The sequence below is a fragment of the Nonomuraea candida genome (assembly GCF_000725485.1).
Classification (GTDB): Bacteria; Actinomycetota; Actinomycetes; order Streptosporangiales; family Streptosporangiaceae; genus Nonomuraea; species Nonomuraea candida.
On record NZ_JOAG01000061.1, the window covers coordinates 36,169 to 60,887 of the forward strand.

20 protein-coding genes are annotated in these 24,719 nt (G+C 72.9%); 11 read left to right on the top strand and 9 right to left on the bottom strand.

The features are described from left to right. The first annotated feature begins 48 nt into the window (after positions 1-48). The 3 genes from IO39_RS55330 to IO39_RS39355 all read left to right on the top strand — a co-directional run bounded on the left by IO39_RS55330 (position 49) and on the right by IO39_RS39355 (position 4,552). A complete protein-coding gene (locus tag IO39_RS55330) occupies positions 49-237 on the top strand; it encodes a hypothetical protein (protein WP_169789196.1) in 189 nt (62 codons plus the stop codon). 99 nt (positions 238-336) lie between these two features. Next, positions 337-2,187 (top strand): glycoside hydrolase family 15 protein, encoded by a 1,851-nt coding sequence (locus IO39_RS39350; RefSeq protein WP_052423947.1) that lies wholly within the window; start codon positions 337-339, stop codon positions 2,185-2,187. A 151-nt stretch (positions 2,188-2,338) separates the two neighbouring features. Further along, on the top strand, positions 2,339-4,552 hold the full coding sequence (locus tag IO39_RS39355; protein WP_157549570.1) for a SpoIIE family protein phosphatase: 2,214 nt from the start codon (positions 2,339-2,341) through the stop codon (positions 4,550-4,552). An 83-nt stretch (positions 4,553-4,635) separates the two neighbouring features. On the opposite strand, the gene IO39_RS39360 is transcribed toward IO39_RS39355, so the two are convergent. The 5 genes from IO39_RS39360 to IO39_RS39380 form a co-directional block, all read right to left on the bottom strand. Then, positions 4,636-5,970 (bottom strand): RNA polymerase sigma factor, encoded by a 1,335-nt coding sequence (locus tag IO39_RS39360; protein WP_157549572.1) that lies wholly within the window; start codon positions 5,968-5,970, stop codon positions 4,636-4,638. After that, positions 5,967-6,305 carry a YciI family protein gene (locus IO39_RS39365; protein WP_043635177.1) on the bottom strand — a complete coding sequence of 113 codons (339 nt, stop codon included), beginning with the start codon at positions 6,303-6,305 and terminating at the stop codon, positions 5,967-5,969. Before IO39_RS39365 ends, IO39_RS39360 begins: the two co-directional genes overlap by 4 nt. Positions 6,306-6,464: 159 nt before the next feature. Next, positions 6,465-6,776, bottom strand: a complete 312-nt coding sequence (locus IO39_RS39370; protein ID WP_043635180.1) for a hypothetical protein — start codon at positions 6,774-6,776, stop codon at positions 6,465-6,467. Then, complete coding sequence (locus tag IO39_RS39375; RefSeq protein WP_043635184.1) at positions 6,773-7,339, bottom strand: RNA polymerase sigma factor; 567 nt, start codon at positions 7,337-7,339, stop codon at positions 6,773-6,775. Before IO39_RS39375 ends, IO39_RS39370 begins: the two co-directional genes overlap by 4 nt. A 160-nt stretch (positions 7,340-7,499) precedes the next feature. Further along, positions 7,500-8,879 (bottom strand): MFS transporter, encoded by a 1,380-nt coding sequence (locus IO39_RS39380; RefSeq protein ID WP_281200359.1) that lies wholly within the window; start codon positions 8,877-8,879, stop codon positions 7,500-7,502. Between the two features lie 91 nt (positions 8,880-8,970). On the opposite strand from IO39_RS39380, the gene IO39_RS39385 reads away from it, so the two are divergent. The 3 genes from IO39_RS39385 (at position 8,971) to IO39_RS39395 (ending at position 11,997) form a co-directional block, all read left to right on the top strand. Beyond that, positions 8,971-9,576: a TetR/AcrR family transcriptional regulator gene (locus IO39_RS39385; protein ID WP_043635187.1), complete on the top strand. Its 606-nt coding sequence runs from the start codon at positions 8,971-8,973 to the stop codon at positions 9,574-9,576. 235 nt (positions 9,577-9,811) lie between these two features. Beyond that, complete coding sequence (locus tag IO39_RS39390; protein ID WP_043635189.1) at positions 9,812-10,201, top strand: MerR family transcriptional regulator; 390 nt, start codon at positions 9,812-9,814, stop codon at positions 10,199-10,201. A 284-nt stretch (positions 10,202-10,485) separates the two neighbouring features. Beyond that, positions 10,486-11,997 (top strand): SulP family inorganic anion transporter, encoded by a 1,512-nt coding sequence (locus IO39_RS39395; protein ID WP_084774279.1) that lies wholly within the window; start codon positions 10,486-10,488, stop codon positions 11,995-11,997. Between the two features lie 153 nt (positions 11,998-12,150). On the opposite strand, the gene IO39_RS39400 is transcribed toward IO39_RS39395, so the two are convergent. Beyond that, a complete protein-coding gene (locus IO39_RS39400) occupies positions 12,151-13,065 on the bottom strand; it encodes a sulfite exporter TauE/SafE family protein (protein WP_052423948.1) in 915 nt (304 codons plus the stop codon). A 291-nt stretch (positions 13,066-13,356) separates the two neighbouring features. Between IO39_RS39400 and IO39_RS39405 the strand changes: the two genes are divergently transcribed. Both IO39_RS39405 and IO39_RS55335 read left to right on the top strand, forming a co-directional pair. After that, positions 13,357-13,734, top strand: a complete 378-nt coding sequence (locus tag IO39_RS39405) for a YidH family protein (RefSeq protein ID WP_052423949.1) — start codon at positions 13,357-13,359, stop codon at positions 13,732-13,734. A gap of 1 nt (position 13,735) precedes the next feature. Beyond that, entirely contained in the window at positions 13,736-14,125 is a 390-nt protein-coding gene (locus IO39_RS55335) for a DUF202 domain-containing protein (protein ID WP_043635192.1), read from the top strand. A 192-nt stretch (positions 14,126-14,317) separates the two neighbouring features. Here IO39_RS55335 and IO39_RS39415 read toward each other — a convergent pair whose 3' ends face one another. The 3 genes from IO39_RS39415 to IO39_RS39425 form a co-directional block, all read right to left on the bottom strand. Continuing rightward, entirely contained in the window at positions 14,318-15,889 is a 1,572-nt protein-coding gene (locus IO39_RS39415) for a glycoside hydrolase family 27 protein (protein ID WP_043635195.1), read from the bottom strand. 68 nt (positions 15,890-15,957) lie between these two features. Next, positions 15,958-17,790 carry a family 43 glycosylhydrolase gene (locus IO39_RS39420; protein ID WP_052423950.1) on the bottom strand — a complete coding sequence of 611 codons (1,833 nt, stop codon included), beginning with the start codon at positions 17,788-17,790 and terminating at the stop codon, positions 15,958-15,960. A gap of 217 nt (positions 17,791-18,007) precedes the next feature. After that, complete coding sequence (locus tag IO39_RS39425; protein WP_052423951.1) at positions 18,008-19,345, bottom strand: extracellular catalytic domain type 1 short-chain-length polyhydroxyalkanoate depolymerase; 1,338 nt, start codon at positions 19,343-19,345, stop codon at positions 18,008-18,010. 621 nt (positions 19,346-19,966) lie between these two features. Between IO39_RS39425 and IO39_RS39430 the strand changes: the two genes are divergently transcribed. The 3 genes from IO39_RS39430 to IO39_RS39440 form a co-directional block, all read left to right on the top strand. Further along, complete coding sequence (locus IO39_RS39430; protein ID WP_245642541.1) at positions 19,967-21,484, top strand: endo-1,4-beta-xylanase; 1,518 nt, start codon at positions 19,967-19,969, stop codon at positions 21,482-21,484. Between the two features lie 324 nt (positions 21,485-21,808). After that, a complete protein-coding gene (locus IO39_RS39435) occupies positions 21,809-24,535 on the top strand; it encodes a beta-L-arabinofuranosidase domain-containing protein (RefSeq protein WP_043635198.1) in 2,727 nt (908 codons plus the stop codon). Beyond that, the coding region (locus IO39_RS39440; protein WP_043635200.1) for an RICIN domain-containing protein at positions 24,532-24,719 on the top strand (188 nt) is incomplete at its 3' end. The genes IO39_RS39435 and IO39_RS39440, both read left to right, overlap by 4 nt.

Below are 24,719 nucleotides of genomic sequence, written 5' to 3' on the forward strand. Positions count from 1 at the left end.
TCGGCGGTCATCATGGCGGCCGGGTCGAGGAGGTCGACGAGGGCCGCGATGTCCTTGGTCTCCCACGCCTCCTTGACCCGCCGCACCACCTCGGCCCGCCCATCCGCCGGCTGGCTTGCAGGCCGCGTCCTCGCCTCGGCCCAGGTCGCGCTCGGCATCGCGCACGTGCCGTCGCTCCATCTCCCCCTGCGCGTGCTGATGTTCGGGCTGAGCATGCTGGCCCTGGCCCGGCGCTGAACCCCCGGCCCGGGGCTCACCGGCGTTTTCCGGGACGCGGGGGCGCCCTCCTGGCGCGTCCCCGCGACGTCGCGCCCCCTGGCTGCCTACGTTGAGAACATGCAGGCACACGGCACCGGGCCGGCGGACCGCGGGCGCGGCCGCCCCGGCGACTCCCGCTACCTGCCGATCGGCGAGCACGGGCTGATCGGCGACCTGCGCACGGTCGCGCTCGTGGGCACCGACGGCACCATCGACTGGTACTGCTGCCCGCGCTTCGACGCCCCGTCGGTGTTCGGCTCGCTCCTGGACGCCGATCGGGGCGGCGCGTTCGAGCTGGCGGCCGACGTGCCGTACACGACCAAGCAGTTCTACTTCCCCGACACCAACGTGCTGATCACCCGCTTCTTCGCCGACGACGGCGTGGGCGAGATCCAGGACTTCATGCCCATCGAGGGCGACGCCTCCGAGGCCGACCGGCACCGGCTGATCCGGCGCGTCACCTGCGTGCGCGGCACGCTGCCGTTCCGCGCCCTGGTGGCGCCCCGCTTCGACTACGCCCGCCGGCCGCACACCGTCAGGCAGGAGGGCGGGCTGACGTTCTTCGCGTCGCCGTCGCTCACGCTGGAGCTGACCTCCAGCATCCCCGTCGAGCACGACGGCCGGGACGTGCGCGGCCGTTTCGTGCTGCGCGAGGGCGAGCGCGCCGTGTTCGCCCTCGACCGGCTCGCCTCCGGCGTCGAGCCCCGCGGCTGCCCGCTGGAGGAGGCCGAGCGGTTGTTCACCGCCACCGTGCAGTACTGGCGCCGATGGCTGTCGGCCTCCCGCTACCGGGGCCGCTGGCGGGAGGTCGTGCACCGGTCGGCGCTCACGCTCAAGCTGCTCACGTACGCGCCGACCGGCGGCATCGTGGCCGCGCCCACGACCAGCCTGCCCGAGCGGATCGGCGGGCGGCGCAACTGGGACTACCGGTACGTGTGGGTGCGCGACGCCGCGTTCTGCGTCTACGCCCTGCTGCGGCTCGGCTTCACCGAGGAGGCCGAGGCGTTCATGGCCTTCCTGGACGAGCACGTCCGGCTGGACGGCACCGGCGCGGGCGGGCCGCTGCAGATCATGTACGGCATCGACGGCCGCAGCGACCTGCCCGAGGAGGAGCTGCCGCACCTGGAGGGCTACCGCGGCTCGCGGCCCGTCCGGATCGGCAACGCCGCCGTGGACCAGCTCCAGCTCGACATCTACGGCGCGCTCATCGACTCGATGTACCTGTACAACAAGTGGGGCACGCCCATCTCCAGCCGGCGCTGGGACGAGCTGTGCACGCTGGTCGACTGGGTGTGCGAGCACTGGGACCAGCCCGACGAGGGCGTCTGGGAGACGCGCGGCGGGCGCAAGGACTTCACCTACTCCCGCCTGATGTGCTGGGTCGCCATCGAGCGCGCCATGCGCGTGGCCCTCCAGCGCGGCCTGCCCGCCGACATCCCGCGCTGGCGGGACAACCGTGACGCCATCTACCGCGACATCATGGAGCGCGGCTGGTCGGAGCGGCTGCGGGGGTTCGTGCAGCACTTCGGCGACGAGGTGCTCGACGCGGCCGTGCTGATGATGCCGCTGGCCAAGTTCGTCTCGCCGACCGACCCCAAGTGGTTGTCCACCCTCGACGCGCTCGGCGACACGCTGGTCTCCGACTCCCTGGTCTACCGCTACGACCCCGAGCTGAGCCCGGACGGCCTGGAGGGCCCCGAGGGCACGTTCTCGATCTGCTCGTTCTGGTACGTCGAGGCGCTGGCCCGGGCCGGCCGCGTCGAGGAGGCCCGGCTGGCCTTCGAGAAGATGCTCACCTACGCCAACCATCTCGGCCTGTACGCCGAGCAGATCGGGCACACCGGCGAGCAGCTCGGCAACTTCCCGCAGGCGTTCACCCATCTGGCGCTCATCAGCGCGGCCTTCAACCTCGATCACGCGCTCGGCTGAGCGGGGCGCGCGGCACGAAGGCGCGCCGGGGTGGGGGTGGGGCGGCGCTGGTCACACGGTGACCTCGGGGAGGCAAGCGCCTTGCCGTGAACACCCCTAGATAGGACAAATATGAAGATATGCCCCCACCTGGGCTGCGTACCGTTGACGTATGTCGCATCGGCTGACTGCGGAGGGGCCGACGCCGGACGGTCGTGCCCGGCGGGACGCCCCCCGTACCAGAACCCTCACCGGGGACGTGGCGGCGGCCGTCGACGAGGCCCTGGTCGAGGCGGCGGCCGAGACGGGCGCGCACCTCGCCACCCTGTACCTGCTGCACGAGACCGACCCCGTGCTGCTGATGGAGGCCGAGCTGGGGCTGCCCGGCTGGGGCGCCAAGCCCTGGACGAGGGTCAGGGCCGACGCCGACACGCCGGTGTCCGCCGCCGTCCGCCGGGGCGAGCTGGTCTGGGTGCCCGGCCCCGACGACATGGCCCGCCGGTTCCCGGGCACGGCGCTGTCCGTCCCGTACGCCTTCGCCCTGGCCGCCGCGCCGATCGACGGCGGCGAGCGCGTACGGGGATCGTGGGCGCTGGTCTGGCCCGCCACCCACCCTGACGTGCTCTCCCCCGCCGAGCTCACCACCGTCCACCGCACCAGCCGGCGCCTCGGCCGGCTGCTGACGGAGGCGGAGGACCACGGCCGCCCGCTGCGCCCGGCGGGACAGCCGCGCTCGCTCACCCTGCCCTCCGCCGGCCTCACCGACGCCCGGCAGGCCCCGGCCGCGCTCGACTGCCTCGACCGTCTCACCGACGGCATCGCCGCCATCGACGTCGAGGGCCACATCACCTTCTGCAACCCCGCCGCGACCGCGCTGCTCGGTCTCGACGGCGCCCCCGCGCAGGGCTGCCGGTTGTGGGACCGGGTGCCGTGGCTGCGCGATCCGGTGTTCGAGGACCGCTGCCGGGCCGCGTCGATCGGCCAGCACGTGGTCTCCTGCGTCGCCGGCCACCCCGACGGCCGCCTCATCCGCATCCGGCTGCATCCGACGCCGTCCGGGATCAGCCTGCACCTCGCCCCCGCCGAGACGGACCCGCCCGGCCCCGGCGAGGCCGCCCTCAGCGACGCGGCGGACGCCGGGTCACCGCCGCTGAGCGACTCCCGCGACTTCCTGCACGTGGCCTCCGCGCTGACCAAGGCGCTGGACGTGGGCGAGGTGGTGGACCTGGTCGCCGACCACGTCGCCCCCGCGTACGGCGTGCGTGCCATGGCCCTGCTGGTGGCCGAGGGCGGCAGGATGCGCGTCGCCGGCTCCCACGGCTGCGACCGTGAGGTGCTCGACCGCCTGAACGGCCTGCCCCTCACCTCCCCCACCCCCGCCGAACGCGTCATGCGCACGGGCCGGCCGCTGTTCTTCGGCAGCTGGGAGGAGCTCCGGCGCGAGGATGATCCGGACTGCGCGCGCTTCGACGACACGGCCGCGTGGGCGTTCCTGCCGCTCACGGTGTCGGAGCAGCGGATCGGCACCTGCGTGCTCGGCTTCGCGGACGAGCGCCGGTTCACCTCGCAGGAGCGTGCCACGCTGACCGCGCTGGCCGGCCTGATCGCCCGGGCGCTGGACCGCGCGCTGCTGTACGAGACCAAGGACCGCCTGGCCCACAGCCTGCAGACCGCCCTGCTCCCCGCCGCGCTGCCCGAGGTGGCGGGGTTGCGCAGCGCCGCCAGGTACGTGCCCGCCACCCGCGGCGTCGGCGTCGGCGGCGACTTCTACGACCTCGTCACGCTGGAGGACGGGGCGATCGCGGCCGTGATCGGCGACGTGCAGGGCCACAACATGACCGCGGCGGCGCTCATGGGCCAGGTGCGCACCGCCGTCCGCGCCTTCACCGGCACCGGCGCCGGCCCGGGCGAGGTGCTGCGGCACGCCAACCGGCTGCTGATCGAGCTGGGCACCGACCTGTTCACCAGTTGCCTGCTCGTCCACGTGGACCTGCGGCTGCGGACGTTCTGCGCGGCCAGCGCCGGGCACCCGCCGCCCCTGCTGTGCCTGCCGGAGCGGCACATCGACGTGATCGAGGTGCCCGCCGGCCCGCTGCTGGGCATCGACCTGGACGCGGAGTATCCGACCCTGAACGCGCCCTTCCCGCCCGAGGCCATTCTCGCGCTCTACACCGACGGCCTCGTGGAGGTGCCCGGCACCGACCCGGACGTCTGCATCGGCGCGCTCACCCGGCACCTGGCCGATGCGTGCGGGCAGCCGCTGCACCAGCTCATCGACACGCTGCTGGGCCACGCCCCGTCGCACCGGCGGCACGCCGACGACATCGCCGTGCTGCTGCTGAAGCACGACCCGTCGACGGCGGCGCCGCCCTGCCCTGTCTCATGACGGCCAGGGGGCTCCGGCCGGCGAGCCGTGGCCCCTGCGCTCCGGATGGCGGCCCGCCCGCCCCGGCCGTCGCCGGCGAGGGGTCAGTCCCAGCCGAGGCGTTGTTCCAGCAGCGCCTGCTGCGCCGGGTTGGCGGTCAGCTCCAGCGCCCGCTCATCGGCCCGGCGCGCCTGCTCGCCGCGTCCCAGGGCGCGCAGCAGCTCGGCCCGGGTGGCGTGCAGCAGCGGGTACCGCTCCAGCGCACCGGCGAGGCCGTCCAGCTCGGCCAGGGCCGCCCAGGGCCCTTGGACGTGCCACAACGCGATCGCCCGGTGCAACCGGGTGACGGGCGAGGGCGCCAGGTGCAGCAGCATGTCGTACAGCACCAGGATCTGCGCCCAGTCGGTCTCGGCGAAGCTCGCGGCCTCGGCGTGGCAGGCCACGATCGCCGCCTGCAGCTGATACGGACCCGGGCGGCGGCGGGTGCGGGCCGCGCGGGTGAGGAGGGCGGTGGCCTCGGAGATGGCCCGCCGGTCCCACAGGCCGCGGTCCTGGTCGGCCAGGAGCACCAGGCGGCCCTCGCCGTCGAAGCGGGCCGCGCCCCTGGCCCGGTGCAGCCGGATCAGCGCCAGCAGCCCGGCGGCCTCCGGCTCGTCCGGCACCAGGTTCACCAGCAGCGCCGCCAGCCACTCGGCGTCGTCCACCAGGTCGCGGGCCTGGGCCCGCGCGGCCGTGCTGCCCAGGTAGCCCTCGTTGAACAGCAGGTAGACGACCGCCAGCACCTCGCCCAGCCGCTGCGGCAGCTCGGCGCCGGGAGGGACGCGGTACGGGATGCCCGCCTCGCCGATCTTCCGCTTGGCGCGGGTGATGCGCTGCGCCACCGCCGTCTCGGGCACCACAAACGCCGCGGCGATCTGGGCCACCGACAGCCCGCACACCACCCGGAGGGTGAGCGCGATCTGCGCGGCGCGCGACAGCGCCGGGTGGCAGCAGGTGAAGATCAGCCGCAGCCGGTCGTCGGGCGGCGCGGGGCCGGGGCGGTCGAGCCGGGCCAGCTTGGCCCGGTAGTTCGACTCGCGGCGCAGCACGTCCAGACCTCGCCGCCGGGCCACGGTGAACAACCACGCGTCCGGCCGCTCCGGCACGCCCTCGACCGGCCAGCGCCGCAGCGCGGTCTCGACCGCGTCCTGGACCAGGTCCTCGGCCGCGGAGAAGTCGCCCAGCAGCGACACCAGCGACGCCGCCAGCCGGCCCGCGTGCTCCCGCACCACGCGGGCCAGCACCTCGTGACCGTCCCGGCCATCCGCCGGCCCGGGACCGGGCCGGCCGCCCGGCTCGGGGTGGCCGGGCGGGCCGGGGTGGCCGGGCGGGCCGGGGTGGCCGCCCGGCTCGGGGTGGGCGGGCGGGTCGGGGGCGGGGTCACCTGTCGATGCGGTCATGAGACGGGGCGGATCTCCACGATCGGGCAGGCGGGCCAGGAGCGGGCCAGCTTCAGCGCCTCGTCCAGGTCGGCCACCTCGATCTCGGCGAACCCGCTGACGACCTCCTTGCCCTCGACGAACGGCCCGTCGGTGACGATCGGCTCGCCCTGGTCCAGCCGCACCGTGGTCGCGGTGTGCACCGGAGCCAGATACGTGTGATGGGTGATCTTGTCGGCGTGCTCGGCGAACCACCGGCCCACCGCCTCGTAGGCGGCCCGCTGCTCCACCTCGCCCATCGCCTCCAGTTCCCGGGCGAACTGCTCGGTCTCGACGAACATCAGCACGTATTTCATGCGGCCCTCCTGCCCTTCGCCTGTGCCGTGACCCTTGGAGGTCCGGACCTCACCTCATAGACGAACGGCCGCGGCCTCGATCCGACAGGGACGCGAAATTTCCCGCCCCGGCTGTTCGCCCTGCGCCTGCCGCCCCCTCCCATCTCCGCAGATGCCGCGTCAGGAAGGGGGGCGGCTCCCCCCTTCCCCGGCCGGGGCCCGGCGCGGGGTGACGCGGCAGCGGCCGTCCGCGCAGGAGCGCTCCACGCGCCCGCGGCTGACCACCTCCGCGAGCCCCATCACCCAGCACAACGGGCAGCCGCGCAGCGCCAGCAGGCCCACCGGCAGCAGGAGCAGGCTGAGCAGCCCCACGACCGGGATCAGCGCGAACGACCCCGCGAGCAGCCCGAAGCCGGCGACGCCCCGCACGAGGTGGATCGACAGGGATCTCTCGGCGAACGAGGTCCCGCCCCGCGTCTCGACCGTTCTCATACCGGGGAGACCTCCTCCGAAACGTGCAGCCGGGCCCGTACGGCGGCGCGTGCCCGGTGCAGCCGGGACTTCATCGCCGCCGTGCTCAGCCCGAGGGCCTTGGCGACCGTACCTCCGGGCAGGCCCTGGACGTCGCGCATGATGAGCACCCGGCGCTGGTCGTCGGGCAGCGCGGCGATCGCCGCGGCGACGCGCTCGGCCTCCAGCCGGTCCAGCACGTCGTCCTCGGCCGAGGGCATGGCAGGCATGGCCGGCTCGCCGACCGGCTCCTGCCGGCGCAGCACGGCCTGGGCCCGCCGCAGGCACTCGTTGCGCACGATCCGGAACATCCAGGAGGCGAGCGCCGTGGCCGCGCGCAGCGTCCCGATCTTGCGGAACAGCACGATCATGGCCTCCTGCGCCGCGTCCTCGGCGTCCTGGCTGGTCGCGCAGAGCGCGAACGCGAACCGCCGGACGTGCGGGTACGCCCCCGAGACCAGCACGGCGATCGACGCCTCGTCACCCCCCTGGGCCGCCGTGACGAGCCGGTGCTCCGGCCAGGGGGCCGCGCCCGGGCTAGCCACGCGACCGTGCCTTCTTCCTGCGCAGGAACAGCACGCACCCGCACACCAGCACCGCCGCGACCAGCACGGCGATGACGATCTCCACCATCACTCCTCCTGAGGATTTCCACTCGGCCTCATTGCTCGGACGTCTATAAGAGCAACGGGACGGGAAAAGGATTCAGCCTTTCCCGGGAGACGACCGCTCCGGCCGCGCCGGCGCGGGGTCCCGGCGCGCGGGGAGGGCGGCGGCGAGCACGGCGACGGCGGCCATCGCCGCAGCGATGAGCGTGAACGCCTGCCCGTAGGCGGCGGCCAGTGCTCCCGCCGTGGCGTCGGCCCCGCCGGGCGGCTCGCCGGTCAGGGCGATCAGCGCGGCGAGGCCCAGCCCGCCGCCCAGTTGCTTGGCGGTGTTCATCAGCCCCGAGGCGGCGCCGGCGTCGGCCGGCCCGACGCCGGAGGTGACGGTGACGGTGAGGGGGGTGTTCAGCAGGCCGCCGCCGAGGGAGATCAGCACGGCCGGGCCGAGGATCGCCGCCAGGTAGGAGTCGCCGGGGGCGAGGGCGGCCTGCCAGAGGAATCCGGCCGCTCCGAGGAGGGCTCCGGCGGCGACGAGGACCCGGTGGCCGGCGCGGCGCATCAGCCACGGCGTCGCGTACAGGCCGACCAGCATGGTGAGCAGTGTGTGGGGCAGGAAGGCGAGGCCGGTCTGCAGCGGGCCGTAGCCGAGCACGCGCTGCATGGACAGGGTCAGGAAGTACCACATGGGGTTGAGGCAGGCGCCGGCCAGCAGCATCGCCAGGTTGCCCAGCCAGATCGCGCGCGGCCGGAGCAGGCGCGGCGGGATCAGCGGCGCGCGGGCCAGGCGTGCCTCTACCACGGCGAACAGCCCCAGCAGGACCACCCCGAGGAGGGCGTAGGCGGGCGCGCCGCCGAGCCCGTGGGCGAGCGCGACCATCCCGCCGGTGGCCAGCGCCGCGCCGAGGAGGTCCACCCGCCGCCCGGTCCCCCGTGCCGTGCCGGGGCCGAGCACGCGGGTCGCGGCCAGGCAGGCCAGCCCGATCGGCACGTTGACCAGGAGGATGGCGCGCCAGGACAGGTATTCGGTGAGCGCGCCGCCGATGAGGTTGCCCGCGGTGCCGCCGGCCAGGCTCACCGCGGTCCACACCGCGATGGCGCGGGTCCGGTGCGGCCCCTCCGGGAACGTCGTGGTGACGATCGCCAGGGTGACCGGGGCCAGGACGGCGGCGCCGAGCCCCTGGGCGGCGCGGGCGGCGACCAGCATGCCGCCGGAGCCGGACAGCCCGCCGACCAGGCTGGCCAGGGTGAACAGCGCGAGGCCGGCGGCGAGGACCCGGCGGTGCCCGTAGAGGTCGGCCAGGCGCCCGCCGAGCAGCAGGAACCCGCCGAAGACCAGGGCGTAGGCGTTGCCCACCCAGGCCAGGCCCCGGGGGTCGAAGCCGAGCGCGTCCTGGACGGACGGCAGCGCGACGTTCACCACCGACACGTCGAGCACCACCATGAACTGCGCCACGCAGACGAGCGCCAGAACGGCCCGCACCGGTCACCCCTCCACCAGATCGATGGGATCACATCGTTTTACCGGATGCAGCCTACAATCCGATATGGCCACATTGGAAAGGGGTCGGGTGATGGTCAGACGTGTCCGGGGGCCGGGGGCGCAGCACGAGGAGCGCCGCAACGAGATCGCCGACGCCGTGCTCGCCATCGTGGCCGAACGCGGGCTGGCCGCGGTGTCGCTGACCACGGTGGCCGCCCGGGCCGGCATCTCGCCCGGCCGGGTGCAGCACTACTTCCCCGCCAAGCGCGGGCTCATCGAGGCGGCGTTCGAGCGCGGCAACGAGCTGTCCGGCCGGCGCATCCGGCAGAAGACCGCCTCGGGGGCCGCCGACCCGCGCCTGGTGCTCACCACGGTGCTCACCGAGCTCATCCCGTACGACGCCGCCACCGAGGCCCACATGCGCGTGCGCCAGTCCTTCCACGCGCTCGGCTTCGCCGACGAGGGCATCGCGGCCCGGCTGCGCGCGCTGTACGCCGACTTCCACCGCCGGATGGCCGACCTCGTCCGCGCGGACCAGCAGGCCGGCCGCATCCGCCGCGACGTGCGGCCGGAGGGCGCGGCCCTGGCCCTCGTGGCCCTGGCCGAAGGGCTGGCCGCCTACGTGCTCACCGGCGTCGCCGCTCCCGAGGTGGCGCGCGAACGGCTGCTCGACGAGATCGCCGCGCTCTACGCCTGAGCGGGCACCCCTGCCGGGGACGAGCGCCCCTCGGGCGCTTCCCTTCCGGAAGGGCCCCTGCCGGGGACGAGTACCCCTCGGGCGCTTCCCTTCCGGGGGGCGCCGCGCCACCGGGGTATCGTCGTCTGAACGCTGTCGGCCCACCTCCAACCGTCACGTAAAGTTAATCTGACGTAAGGGTAGGTTCGGCTCCCGGCAGCGGGCCCACACCGGCGCGACGACGCGGAGGAGACGGATGTCCGACAGGCGGGTTCAGATCGGCGAGGTGGCCGAGCGGCTCGGGCTGTCCCTGCGGACGATCCGGCACTACGAGGAGGTCGGCCTGATCGTGCCCGAGCGCACGAGCGGCGGCTTCCGGCTCTACAGCGAGACCGACATCGCCCGCCTGGCCCTCATCAAGCGGATGAAGCCCCTGGGTTTCAGCCTGGAGGAGATGCGCGACCTGCTGGAGATCAGCGACCGGATCGCGGCCGGCGACGACGACCCCACGCTGGTCTCCCGGCTGGCCCTGTTCGAGCGCGCGGTCGCCGACCGGGCCGACCGGCTGCGCGAGCAGCTGGCGATGGCGCGGGAGTTCGCCGAGCAGCTGCGCCGCCAGCGGCAGAAGGCCGGCGCCTCCGCCTGACCGAATGAGACGTTTGTCACGCCGGCCACTCCTCGGCCAACCCTAACGTTAGGGTAGATTCAAGCTCGGCCGCGGCCCGGGCTTCCGCGCGGGCCCGCTCCGGCCGGACGCCTGCGCCCGCCGGTGCCGGGCACGCGTCCACCTGCCATTCGACGCCCCGGTCCGTACGGATCACGGCGTCCGCCTGTCATGTGACGTCCCGAACCGTACGGGGTCGTGGCGTCCGCCCGCCCGTCGTTGACGCCCCGGCTCCGTACCGGCCGGGGGTACGCCCTCCTGTCTGGATGATCTCTTTGTCTGCTGGTTCCACGGTGGCCGCGCGCCGCCCGCGCATGCCCGATCTGCGCCACCTGACGCCCCGGGTGCTCCGTACCGAGTTGCTGTCCGGCCTGGTGGTGGCCCTGGCGCTGATCCCCGAGGCGATCTCGTTCTCGATCATCGCCGGCGTGGACCCCAGCATCGGGTTGTTCGCCTCGTTCACCATGGCCGTGGTGATCTCGATCGTCGGCGGGCGGCCGGCCATGATCTCGGCCGCGACGGGCGCGATCGCCCTGGTGGTGGCGCCGCTGGCGCGCGAGCATGGGCTGGGCTACCTGGTCGCCACCGTCATCCTGGGCGGGATCTTCCAGGTGGCGCTCGGCGCGCTCGGGGTGGCCAGGCTGATGCGGTTCGTGCCGCGCAGCGTCATGGTGGGCTTCGTCAACGCGCTGGCCATCCTGATCTTCATGGCGCAGGTGCCGGAGCTGATCGACGTGCCGTGGGTGGTCTACCCGCTGGTGCTCGGCGGGCTGGCGCTGATGGTGTTCTTCCCGCGCGTCACCAGGGCCGTGCCGGCGCCGCTGGTGTCCATCGCCATCCTGACCGCCATCACCCTGGGCGCCGGCCTGGCGGTGCCGACCGTCGGCGACAAGGGCGCGCTGCCGTCGTCGCTGCCCGTACCGGGCCTGCCGGACGTGCCCTTCACCCTGGACACCCTCACCCTCATCGCCCCGTACGCCCTCGCCTTCGCGCTGGTCGGCCTGATGGAGTCGCTGATGACCGCCAAACTGGTGGACGACATCACCGACACCCGCTCCGGCAAGACCCGCGAGTCCATCGGCCAGGGCATCGCCAACATCGTCACCGGCGTCTTCGGCGGCATGGGCGGCTGCGCGATGATCGGCCAGACGATGATCAACGTGCGCAGCGGCGGCGCCAGGACCCGGCTGTCCACGTTCAGCGCGGGCGTCTTCCTCATGGTCCTGTGCATCGTCTTCGGCCCGTGGGTGTCGCAGATCCCGATGGCCGCGCTGGTCGCGGTGATGATCCTGGTGTCGTTCGGCACCTTCGACTGGCACTCCGTCGCCCCTGCCACGCTCAGGCGCATGCCCGCCGGCGAGATCATCGTCATGGTGATCACCGTCGCCGTCGTGGTCGCCACCCACAACCTGGCCATCGGCGTCGTCGTCGGCTCGCTGACCGGCCTGATCATCTTCGCCCGCCGGGTCGCCCACCTGGCCGGCGTCACAGCCTGCCTCGACCCGGACGGCAAGCAGGTCGTCTACGCCGTCACCGGCGAGCTGTTCTTCGCCTCCAGCAACGACCTCGTCTACCAGTTCGACTACGCGGGCGACCCCGACGACGTGGTCATCGACCTGACCGGCGCCCACATCTGGGACGCCTCCTCGGTCGCGGCCCTGGACGCCGTCGAGACCAAGTACGCCGCCCGCGGCAAGAAGGTCACCATCGTCGGCCTCAACCAGCCCAGCGCCCGCATGCACGCCACCTTGTCCGGCGAGCTGTCCGGCGGCCACTGACCCGGCCGCGCGGCCGGGCGCGGTGGCCGGGCGCGGTGGCCGGGCGCGGTGGCCGGGCGCGGTGGCCGGGCGCGGTGGCCGGGCGCGGTGGCCGGGCGCGGTGGCGCGGTGGCCGGGCGCGGTGGCCGGGCGCGGTGGCCGGGCGCGGGGAGGTCAGCCGGTGCGGTCGGCCGTGGTGGGCACGGGGTCGGCCGTCGCCGTCCGGGCCCTGCCCCGCCTCAGTACGAGCCAGCCCGCCACCCCGGCGGCCGATCCCACGCCGAGGATCCAGGCGGCGGTCGCATTGCTCACCTCCAGGAGCTTCAGCGCCGAGGCGAGCAGGACCAGCGCCAGCAGCGCCCGGATGAGCCCGCTCGGCGCCCGGGAGGAGACGCGCGCCCCGAGGTAGACCCCGGGGATCGAGCCGAGGATGAGCGAGGTGGTCAGGTGCAGCCGGAAGTCCCCGTAGAGCAGGTGGCCGAGCGCGGCGGCGCCGACCAGGGGCACGGCCTGCACCAGGTCGGTGCCCACGAGCTGGTTGGCCTTGAGCGCGGGGTAGAGCGCGAGCAGCGCGACGATGATCAGTGATCCCGCGCCCACCGAGGAGACGCCGACGGTGACGCCGCCCACCATGCCGACCAGCAGGGTCGGGATGGGCCGGACCGTGATGGCGGCCAGGTCGGAGCCGGGCCCGGGCCGCTCCCGCGCGGCCAGGAGGGACTTGGCGACGAGCCCGGCCACGGCCAGCAGCAGCGCGACGCCCAGGGCGTGCTTCACGGCCTCCTGGGCGGCCGCCTCCTCGCCGAACGCGCGGGCGAGGAACACCCCGCAGAACGCGGCGGGCACCGACCCGGCGCACAACCACGCCACCAGCCGCAGGTTGACGGTGCCGTGGCGCAGGTGGACGTAGCCGCCGATCGGCTTCATGACGGCCGAGGCCACCAGGTCGCTGGAGACGGCCGCCAGCGGCGGCACGTTGAAGAAGAGCAGCATCATGGGCGTCATGAGGGCCCCGCCGCCCATGCCGGTGAGCCCCACGATCACGGCCACCAGGAAGGAGCCGACGAGAAGGGGGAAGTCGATGATCACGCGGCTGTCACACCCCCGCGACCGGCGCCGGGCAGGCACGCCGCCGGGGCGGCGCTGTCATGGGCATGGGCAGATCGGGGGATGCTCGTCGGCATTCGGCCTTCTCCTCACGGTGAGCGACTGTTCGACTCCATGCAGTCACGGCCGGTCGGCGTGCCGGAAGTGACCGGCTGGACAGATGTTGCTGCAGGTCCGGGGCGTGCGCCCGGCGACCTTGCCGTACGGTGCGATTCTTGGCGGTTCGCCCTCAAGCTCTGGACAGCCGACTCCGTACAGTTATCTTCTGATTACATGGAGAATGCGCATGCGGAGCGGCTGCCGAGCGATGGCGGGAGCGGCTCGGAGCCCGATGTCCGGTTCACCTTCGCCAACGAACGCACCTTCCTGGCCTGGAGCAGGACCGCGCTGGCGCTGGTCATCGCCGGGCTGGCGATCGTCCAGGTGCTGCCCCCTTTCGCCGGGCTGCCCGGCGGGCGGCGCATGCTCGCGCTGCCGCTCATCCTGTTAGGCGCGCTCCTCCCCGGCGGCGCCTACCTGGACTGGCGCCGCAACCAGCGCGCGATGCGGCACGGCCGGCAACTGCCGCGCTCGGCGCTGCCGCGCGTCCTGGTGATCGTGATCACCGCCGTGGCGCTCGTCGCCATCGCCTTCGTCGCCCTGTCCGGCTGACATGGGGCCCGCCGACCTCCGCGACGGGCCCGCGTGGGACCCGGGGCTGGCGCGTGAGCGGACGCAGCTCGCCTGGACGCGTACGACGATGTCGCTCATCGCGCTGGGCACCGCCATCGTCAGGGCCGCGCCCCTGCCGGGCCTGGCCATCCTGGCGATGGGGGCCTTCACGTGGGTGGTGAGCCACCGCCTGGGCGGCTCTCACCCGTACGGCGGGGAGCGCAGGCGGCGGCGCCCGCTGAAGGCGATCGCCATCGCCATCACCCTGGTCTCCCTGGCGGCGCTGGTCACGACCGTGCTGGTCCCCGGCGCGCGCACCGCCCGCTCACCCCTGCTGCCCGCCCCCGCACCCGCCCCCGCCGGGCCGGCCGCGCCGCCGCCGGTGCGGTGACGGGCGCCACGGGCCGCGCCGTCACGGCGCGGTCGGTGATCAGGGATGGGCGTCTTCGCCGGAGGCGGAGGGCCGCCTGAATGCCGCCCCCGGCGAAGACGTGCCCGTCAGAACATGCCCGTCAGAACATGCCCGTCAGAACATGCCCGTCAGAACATGCCCATCAGAACGTGCCCGTCGGGAATGTGTGCGTCAGATGCGGGTCCACCGCTGGTTGGCGCCGCCGTTGCAGGACCAGATGATCAGCTTGGTGCCGTTGGCGGTGGCGTTCTCCGGCACGTCCAGGCACAGGCCCGACTGCACCCCGGTCACGGTGCCGTCGGCGTTGAGCCGCCATCGCTGGTTGGCCTGCCCGTTGCAGTCCCAGATGATCACCTGGGTGCCGTTGGCGGTGCCCTGCTCGTAGGCGTCCAGGCACTTGGCGCCGTAGACCCGCAGCTCGCCGCTCGCGGTGGGCGTCCAGCGCTGGTTGGCCTGGCCGTTGCAGTCCCAGATCTGCGCCTGCGCGCCGTTGGCCTGCGAGGCGCCGGTGACGTCCAGGCAGCGGCCCGACCCGGCCCCTCTGAGCGAGACCTCGGGGACGATGCCGCCGCCGGTCACGACGTACATGGCCGCCCCGTGCCCCGGCACCGGCGCGCTGATCGTCCCGGAGCTGGTGGACGTCGTGTGCGCCCACAGGTCACGCACCGTGTACGAGGACGCCGCGCCCAGCCCCAGGGCCGCGGCCGTGGTGGACACCGTGGCGGTCGAGGTGCCCCGGTTGAGCAGGACGACCGCGACCGAGCCGTTCGACATCGGCTTGCGCCAGACCTCCAGGTTCCCGCTGTCACCGATCTTGTGGCCCTGCCTGCCGCCCCAGTCCTGGTTGACCGCGATGACCTCGGTGTTCGTCAGGATGGACCGGGTCTCCGCGCTCATCGACCGCAGGTCGTTGCCGGCGATGAGGGGCGCGTTCAGCAGGGACCACAGGCTGAAGTGCGCCCGCCCCTCGGTCGCCGTCAGCGCGCCGACGCCCACCTCCAGCATGTCCGGGTCGTTCCAGCCGCCCGGCCCCGAGTACGCCTCGAGCCCGACCTGCCGGTCCAGGATGCCCATGATGGAGTTCCAGTTCGCCGCGATGTCGCCCGTCGTCCGCCAGGAGTTGCCCACCGGCATCCCCCAGGTCCACACGTTCTCCTGGCCCCAGTTGCACAGGCTGTACAGGATCGGCCGTCCGGTGGCGGCCAGCGCGTCCCGCATCGCGGTGTAGCGCTCCAGCCCGCTCTTGCCCTGGTGGTCGCCGCAGTTGTCGTACTTCAGGTAGTCGATCCCCCACGACGCCCACAGCGCGGCGTCGCGCCGCTCGTAACCCAGGCTGGCCGGGTACCCGGCGCACGTGGTCGTCCCGGCCGAGGAGTAGATGCCGAGCTTCAGCCCCTTGGCGTGGACGTAGTCCGCCAGCGCCTTGATGCCGCTGGGGAACTTCTGCGGGTCCGCCACCAGGTTCCCGCTGGCGTCGCGGCTCCTGGTGGACCAGCAGTCGTCGATGTTGACGTACTCGTAGCCGGCCGCCGCCATGCCGCTGGAGACCATGGCGTCGGCGGTCTGCCGGATGAGGGTCTCGTTGACGTCGCAGAAGAAGGTGTTCCAGTCGTTCCACCCCATCTGCGGCGTACGGGCGAGCCCGTTGTCCAGCGCGACGGCCGGCGACGACGTGCCGCCGACCGCGACCAGCGAGCCGGCCGCGAGCAGCACGGCCAGGAGCCACCTCATGACCTTGCGCATCTGACCTCCAACTTCGGGACGGGTCACGTGCGGGCGGGCGCCGGGCCGCTGCCCGGCGCCGGGGAGCACTACTGGAACGAGGCGTCGTCGACGGAGAAGCCGTCGGTGCCGGCGGCCGTCTCGACGTAGAAGGTGGCGGCGGTCAGCGTTCCGCTCCATGACACGGTCGCCGTGCCGGTGAGCCGGGTCCAGCCGCCGGAGCCGACCGGGGTCGCCGGGGTGAGCTGGTGGTAGGTCGTCGTGCCGCCGGCGGTGACCGCCAGGGTCGCCTTCGCGCTGGGCGTGCCGGCGTGCGCCCGCACCCAGACGCTCGTGGTGTAGCTCTTGCCGTTGGTGAGCTTGGCGGTCACGTCCTGGGTGGTGCCCTGCCACGACGCCGTGCGGCCGTCGATGGACAGCGCCCGCGCGCCTCCGTGCACCGGGGAGGTGACGGACGACAGGGTGCCGCCGGACGCGCCCCAGCCCGTGGTGCCGCTCTCCATGTCGCCGTTGGCCAGCAGGTTCCCGCCGGAGCCGCCGGTGAACTGCCACCAGTCGACGTTGAACAGGTAGCCGCTGCCGCCGGTGTAGGTGAAGTACAGGTCATGGGTGCCCGTCGCGCCGGTCACCGGGCAGGTGACCGTCGTCCACGTCTGCCAGCCGCCGGTGCCCGGCACGGCGCACGTGCCGACCAGGGTGCCGTTGACGCCGCCGAGGCGCAGCTCGATGCGCCCGCCACCGGCCGCCGAGGCCACCCGGGCCGTGAAGGACCTCGCGCCGGAGCCGAAGGCGACGCCCTTGACCTTGACGTAGTCGCCGTGCTCGATCCAGCCGACGTTCATGCCGCCCTCGGCGGAGCGCTCGGTCTCCACGCCGGACGCCCAGGCGATCGTCTCGGCCTCCTGGCGGACGTACGGGTCCAGCGTGCCCACCTGCGGAGCCCCGGCCGTGGTCATGGTGATCGTGGGGATGCTCCCGTCGGCGTTGTAGGCGAACCTCTCCACGGCCACCGAGCGGGTGAAGCCGCCACCGCCCGGCAGGGCGCCGTTGTGGTAGAAGAAGTACGATCCGCCCTTGAAGTCGACGATGCCGGCGTGGTTGGTGAAGCTGCTGCCCTGGGTGGGCATGACCGTCCCCCGGTAGGTCCAGGGGCCGGTGGGGCCGGGGGCCGTGGAGTAGGCGATGAACTCCGAGCAGCACTTCGCGGCGAAGACGTTGTAGTAGAGGCCGTTGCGCTTGTAGACCCAGGGCCCCTCCTCGTACAACGTCGGCCTGCTCGGGTTGCCGGTGCGGGTGCCGAAGCCGGCCGTGGTGAGCGGGATCTGGGCGGGGCTGCCCGAGTACGAGATCATGTCCGGGTTGAGCTTGACGTACCAGAGGTTGGGGTTGCCCCAGTAGAGGTAGGCCTGGCCGTTGTCGTCGATGAAGACGCTGGGGTCGATCTCGCCGTTCCTGACCAGCGGGCGGCCGATGGCGTCGGTGAACGGCCCGGTGGGGCTGTCGGAGACGCCGACGCCGATGGCCATCTGGCCGCTGGCCCGGTCCTTCACCGGCACGTACCAGTAGAACTTGCCGTTGCGGTGGATCGCCTGGCCGGCCCAGGCGTCCGCGCTCGCCCAGCTGAAGGTGGCCACGCTCATCGGCGAGCCGTGGTCGGTCCAGTTCACCATGTCGGCGGACGACCAGAGCCGCCACTCCTTCATCGTGAAGTAGGTCGAGCCGTCCTCGTCGTGGCCGGTGTAGAGGTAGACCCGGCCGTCGTGCACGAGCGGGGCCGGGTCGGCGGTGTAGATCGTCTGGACGATCGGGTTGTCCGCCCTGGCGGTGCCGGGGACCATCGAGACGGCGCAGAGCAGCGCCACGATCAGCAGCGCGGCGCGCCTGAACGGGACGCCGAGCCGGAGGGGGGAGGCGGCTTTCATGATCATCCTCCGAAGTCGGGCGAGCATGGTCGTCCGGTGAAGGCGGGCATGGCCGTCTTCACCGGACCTGGCAGGTCGTCCGCTGACCGCGCGAGGTCATCTCGCGAGGCCACACGGTCATGCGAGCGGGGCCGGGCCGTCATCCGGGCGGGGCCGGGCCGTCATCCGGGCGGGGCCGGGCCGTCATGCGAGCGGGGCCGGCGGTCATGCGGGCGGGTCAGGTGCGGGTCCAGCGCTGGTTGGCGCCGCCATGGCAGGTGTAGAGCTGGAGCCGGGTGCCGTTGGCGGTGCCCTGGCCCACCGCGTCCAGGCACAGCCCGGACTGCACGCCGGTGACGGTGCCGTCGGAGTTCAGGCGCCACTTCTGGTTGGCGCCGCCCCAGCAGGAGTAGATCTGGATCCTGGCGCCGTTGCCGGTGCCGGCCGCGTCGAGGCACTTGCCGCCGTAGACCCGCAGCTCGCCGTCGGCGGTGGCGGCCCACTGCTGGTTGGCCTGGCCGTTGCAGTCCCAGAGCTGCACCTGCGTGCCGTCCGCGGTGGCCGCGCCGGGCACGTCCAGGCAGAGCCCCGAGCCCACTCCCCTGAGCTGCCCCGCGGGCGGCGACGTCGGTGTCGTGGTGGACGAGCCGCCGTCGAGGCCGAAGAAGCGGATGGCGTACGCGGCCATCCCGGCGTGCGGCAGGTCATGGCCGGCGCCGTTGACCGTGTACGCCTCCACCTGCCCCGACCCGAAGACCCGCCGGCTCCATCCCGGCTGCGGGCTGTCGGTGGAGGCAGGGGTCTGGCTCAGGCCGTGCACGTTGGTCCACTGGTCGACCTCCTCCTGCAGCATCGTGTAGGGCAGGACGGAGTCGGCGGTGCCGTGCCAGGCCATCACGCGCGGCCGGGGCCCGGTGTAGCCGGGGTAGGCGTTCCTGGCCAGGTCACCCCACTGCTGCGGCGTCTTGTTCCCGCACCCGGCGGGGCCGAGGCAGCCGTAGGGGACCCCCGCGAACGGCGCGCCGGCCTTGAACACGTCGGGGTAGGTGGCCAGCAGGTTGAGGGTCTCCATCGCGCCGGAGGAGAAGCCGGTGGCGAAGACCCGCTCCGGGTCACCGTTGTGGCGTTGCAGCACGTGCTGGACCATGGAGACGATCGACACCGGGTCGCTGCCGCCGCCGTGGCGCAGGGCCGCCTCCGACCACACGTCGAAGCAGTTCGACATGCCGTTGGCGCTCTTGTTCGCCTGCGGGTAGACGACGATGAAGCCGTGCCGGTCGGCCAGCGAGGCGAACTCGGTGCCCTGGTGGAAGCCGGGGGCCCAGCCGTTGCAGCCGTGCATCGCCACCAGCACGCCGGGCCGGGGCGCCACCCGGTCGGGAACATAGAGGTACATCCGCAGGCCGCCGGGGTTGGCCCCGAAGTTCGTCACCTCGGTGAGGGCCGCCGCCGACGCCCGCGGCGTGACCGTGAGGAACATGGACAGAGCGGTGACCGCCGCCGCGATCAGGGCCGCCAGGCCGACTCCGAGACCGGCGCGCCTGCCGCGCGCCGTCCTGGGCCGCGCTTCTTTCATGGTTCCGCCTCTCTGTGCCGCCGTCGCGGCGGAGACCTGTCGCATCGGGCGAACGCCTGCTTGTTAGCGCTAACAAAGCAGGTTGCTGATCGGACTCCTCCTCCTCGGGCCGGATGGGAGGTGGTGGCGGGACGGAGCAAATATGAGGCGGAAACCTACTGTCAAGAGACGCCGGGCACCGACGGGACGGGACGCGTCGGCCGACGGGCAGGATGACCTCGGACGATGCGGTCCGGCCGGGCCCGGAGAATCGCGGGCCGCGGTGAAACTTTCATCTGGAGCCCCCGATTGACACCGCATCCCGAAAGTTTCAAACCCGCCGAAGACCCATCTGGCCAGTGCAAGCCGCATGAGCCTGAAGGGCGATCACCGAAAGTTTTTACTCTTCCTTGACAAGTTTCGGGAAGATCCACACACTGAGTGCCCGAGACGACCTCCCCTGCCGGATCGGTGGTGCGCGGCAGGAATCCGCCGTCACGACGCCCAGGTGGTGCGCGCTCCCTCGCGAGCACGGCGTCGATGCGGCGTCGGTCCGGACGTCTACGCGGCGCCGATGCGGCTCCGATGCGGCGGACGTCCCCGCACGCTCCTTTCCCATGACTCGCTTATGGAGGCTCAGGCATGAGCGACACCATGTCCACACCCCCCGGGTCCCCACCCGCCGGACCCCTGCCCGCCGGACCCCTGCCCGCCGGACCCCTGCCCCCCGCCCGGCGCCCGGCCGCCGGGCGCCGGCCCGCGCTGATCGCCGGCGCGCTCGGCGCGCTCGGCCTGATCGCCGCGCTGACGGCGCCCCTTCCCGCGGACGCCGCCGCGAGCACGCTCGGCGCGGCGGCCGCGCAGAGCGGCCGCTACTTCGGCACCGCCATCGCGGCGGGCAAGCTCGGCGACTCCGCCTACACCACGATCGCCAACCGCGAATTCACCATGGTGACGGCCGAGAACGAGATGAAGATCGACGCCACCGAGCCCAACCGGGGCCAGTTCAACTTCACCGCCGGGGACCGGATCTACAACTGGGCCGTCCAGAACGGCAAGCGGGTGCGCGGGCACACCCTGGCCTGGCACTCCCAGCAGCCGGGCTGGATGCAGCAGCTGTCGGGCAGCTCGCTGCGCCAGGCGATGATCAACCACATCAACGGCGTCATGGGCCACTACAGGGGCAAGATCTACGCCTGGGACGTGGTCAACGAGGCCTACGCCGACGGCAACTCCGGCGGGCGGCGCGACTCCAACCTCCAGCGCACCGGCAACGACTGGATCGAGGTGGCCTTCCGCACCGCGCGCGCCGCCGACCCGGCCGCCAAGCTGTGCTACAACGACTACAACATCGACAACTGGAACTGGGCCAAGACGCAGGGCGTCTACAACATGGTCAGAGACTTCAAGGCCCGCGGCGTGCCGATCGACTGCGTCGGCCTGCAGTCCCACTTCAACAGCAACAGCCCGTACAACAGCAACTACCGCACGACCATCCAGAGCTTCGCCGCGCTGGGCGTCGACGTGCAGATCACCGAGCTGGACATCCAGGGCGGCTCGGCCACCACGTACGCCAACGTCGTCAACGACTGCCTGGCGGTGCCGCGCTGCACCGGCATCACCGTGTGGGGGGTGCGCGACACCGACTCCTGGCTCGGCTCCGGCGCCGCCGCGCTGCTCTTCGACGGCAACGGCAACAAGAAGCCCGCCTACACCTCGGTGCTGAACGCGCTCAACGGCGGCACCACCACCCCGCCGCCCGGCGGTGACGGGGAGATCAGGAGCACGGCCTCCGGCCGCTGCGTGGACGTGCCCAACGCCGCCACCACCGACGGCACGCAGGTGCAGCTGTGGGACTGCAACGGCCAGAGCAACCAGCAGTGGACGCGGACCTCGGCGGGCGAGCTGAAGGTCTACGGCGACAAGTGCCTCGACGCCGGCGGCACGGGCAACGGCGCCAGGGTGCAGATCTACTCCTGCTGGGGCGGCGACAACCAGAAGTGGCGCGTCAACTCCGACGGCTCCATCGTGGGCGTGCAGTCCGGGCTGTGCCTCGACGCCGCCGGCGGCGGCACCGGCAACGGCACGCGGCTGCAGCTCTACAGCTGCTGGGGCGGCAGCAACCAGAAGTGGACCTACGACGCGGGCGCCACGCCGTAGCCACGGCCCCCCCGGGCGGTGCGGCCGACGCCTGAGCGTCGGCCCCGCCGCCCGGGGCAGAGGACGGCCCGGGAAGACCGGGCGCCTCCGCCGGGGACGGCAACGTAATCCTCAATCTCTCGCAACGTACCGGTTGTCACCCGGTAACTTCTGTGAAACTTTCTCGTGAGCGAGCAGTGCGGCGTGATCCGGGAGAGCGGAACCGCATCGCCCGCGGAAGGGATTCGTGCCGTGAGCGGCTGCCGCACCTGACTGTTAGCGCTAACACCCCCCCGTGGTGACCGGCGGTGACCGGTCCCCGCCCCCATCTCCGAGGAGCACCCCATGTCCTTGAGCCGTCGTCAGCTCCTGCAGGCCGCGGGCGCGACCGCCGCGTTCTCGGTCGCCGGCCAGGTGGCCGGCGCCTCCCCCGTGCACGCCGCCGCGGTCCCCTGGGCCAGGCCCGACCTCGGCGTCTCGGCCTACGAGTTCGACCTCGGCGAGGTCCGGCTGACCTCCGGCCGCTGGCTGGACAACCAGCAGCGCACCCTCGCCTACCTGCGCTTCGTCGACGTCGAACGGCTGCTGTACGTCTTCAGGGCCAACCACCGCCTGTCCACCGGCGGCGCGGCGGCCAACGGCGGCTGGGACGCGCCCACCTTCCCGTTCCGCTCCCACATGCAGGGCCACTTCCTGACCGCGTGGGCGCAGGCGTACGCCGTGCTCGGCGACACCGTCTGCCGGGACAAGGCCAACCGGATGGTGGCCGAGCTGGCCCGCTGCCAGGCGAACAACGCCGCCGCCGGATTCGGCGCCGGCTACCTGTCCGGCTTCCCCGAGTCGGACATCACGGCCGTGGAGAACCGCACCCTGACCAACGGCAACGTGCCGTACTACTGCATCCACAAGACCATGGCCGGGCTGCTGGACGCCTGGCGGCTGATCGGCAACACCCAGGCCAGGACCGTGCTGCTGGCCCTGGCCGGCTGGGTGGACGCCCGCACCTCGCGCCTGGGGTCGAGCCGGATGCAGGCCATGCTCGGCACCGAGTTCGGCGGCATGAACGCGGTGCTGACGGACCTGTACCAGATGACCGGCGACGCCCGCTGGCTGGCCACGGCGCAGCGGTTCGACCACGCGGCCGTGTTCGACCCGCTGGCGGCCGGCCAGGACCGGCTCAACGGGCTGCACGCCAACACGCAGGTGCCCAAGTGGATCGGGGCGGCCCGCGAGTACAAGGCGACGGGCACGACCCGCTACCGCGACATCGCGGCCAACGCCTGGTCCATCACCGTCGGCGCGCACACGTACGTGAACGGCTCCAACAGCCAGGCCGAGCACTTCCGCGCCCCCAACGCGATCGCCGCCCACCTGACCAGGGACACCGGCGAGGCGTGCAACACCTACAACATGCTCAAGCTGACCCGGGAGCTGTGGCTGCTGTCGCCGGACCGGGCCGACTACTTCGACTACTACGAGAACGCCCTGCTCAACCACCTGATCGGGCAGCAGAACCCGGCGGACGCGCACGGGCACGTCACCTACTTCACCCCGCTCAACCCCGGCGGGCGGCGGGGGGTCGGCCCGGCCTGGGGCGGCGGCACCTGGAGCACGGACTACAACTCGTTCTGGTGCTGCCAGGGCACCGGGATCGAGACCAACACCAAGCTGATGGACTCGATCTACTTCCACAACGGCACCACGCTGTTCGTGAACCTGTTCGTGCCCTCCACGCTCACCTGGACCCGGCGCGGCATCACGGTCACCCAGACCACCTCCTACCCGGTCGGCGACACCACGTCGCTGCGGGTCACCGGCGAGGCGGGCGGGTCGTGGACGATGCGCATCCGCATCCCCGCCTGGACCCAGGGCGCCACGATCAGCGTCAACGGGGTCGAGCAGGACGTCGCCACCACGCCGGGCTCCTACGCCGCCCTCACCCGGACGTGGGCGTCGGGCGACACCGTCACCGTGCGGCTGCCCATGCGGGTGGTGCTGCGGGCCGCCAACGACAACCCGCAGGTGCAGGCCGTCACCTACGGCCCGGTCGTGCTGTCGGGCGACTACGGCGGCACCGCCCTGTCGGCGGCCCCCGCCCTGGTCCCTTCCTCGATCACCCGGACCGGCTCCTCCTCCCTGTCGTTCACGGCCACGGCCGACGGCGCGCCGGTGCGGCTGGGGCCGTTCCACGACGCGCACGGCCACAACTACGTCGTCTACTGGAACACCGGCGGGCAGGGCGGCGGCTCGGCGAGCTTCCGGCTGCTCAACGCGGCCAGCGGGCTGGCGCTCGGCATCCAGGACATGTCCACCGCCGACGGCGGCCCCGCCCTGCAGTGGACCGACAACGGCACCGCCGACCACGACTGGGTGCCGATCGTGGACGGCGGCGCGCTGCGCTTCCGCAACGTGCACAGCGGCAAGGTGCTCGGCGTGGAGAACATGTCCACCGCCGACGACGCGCGGGTGCTGCAGTGGGCCGACAACGGCACCGCCGACCACCGCTGGACGGTCATCGACGCGGGCGACGGCTCCGTCAGGATCCGCAACGTGCACAGCTCCAAGCTGCTCGGCGTCCGCAACGGCTCGACGGCCAACGGCGCCGCGGTGGTCCAGGACTCCGACAACGGCAGCCCGGACAACCTGTGGCGGTTCGTGCCGAACGGCGCGCGGCGCGTGCAGAACGTGGGCACCGGGATGGTGCTCGGCGTGACCGGCATGTCCACCTCCGACGGCGCGCTCGTCGTGCAGTGGGGCGACACGGGCACCGCCGACCACCTGTGGACGGCGGTCGTGGACACCGCCGGTCACCTGCGGCTGCGCAACTCCCACAGCCAGAAGGTGCTGGGCGTGGAGAACATGGGCACCGCCGCCGGCTCGCGGGTCGTGCAGTGGGCCGACAACGGCACCGCCGACCACCGCTGGCGGCTGCGTCACGCCTCGGGCACGGCGTTCCGCATCCAGTGCGGCAACGGCGGCCGGGTCCTCGGCCTGGCCGGGACCGCGCAGGGCGCGCAGGTCGTGCTCGCCGACGACAACGGCGCGAACACCAATCTCTGGAGGTTCCTGTGAGACGCGTGCTCGCGGTCCTGGCCGCGCTGCTCCTGGTGGCCGGGCTGCCCGTTCCCCAGGCGTCGGCCGCGACGGTGGACACCAGCGCGTGGTACGTGCTGGTCAACCGCAACAGCGGCAAGGCCCTGGACGTCTACAACCTGGCCACCAACGACGGCGCCCGCATCACCCAATGGGCCAGGAA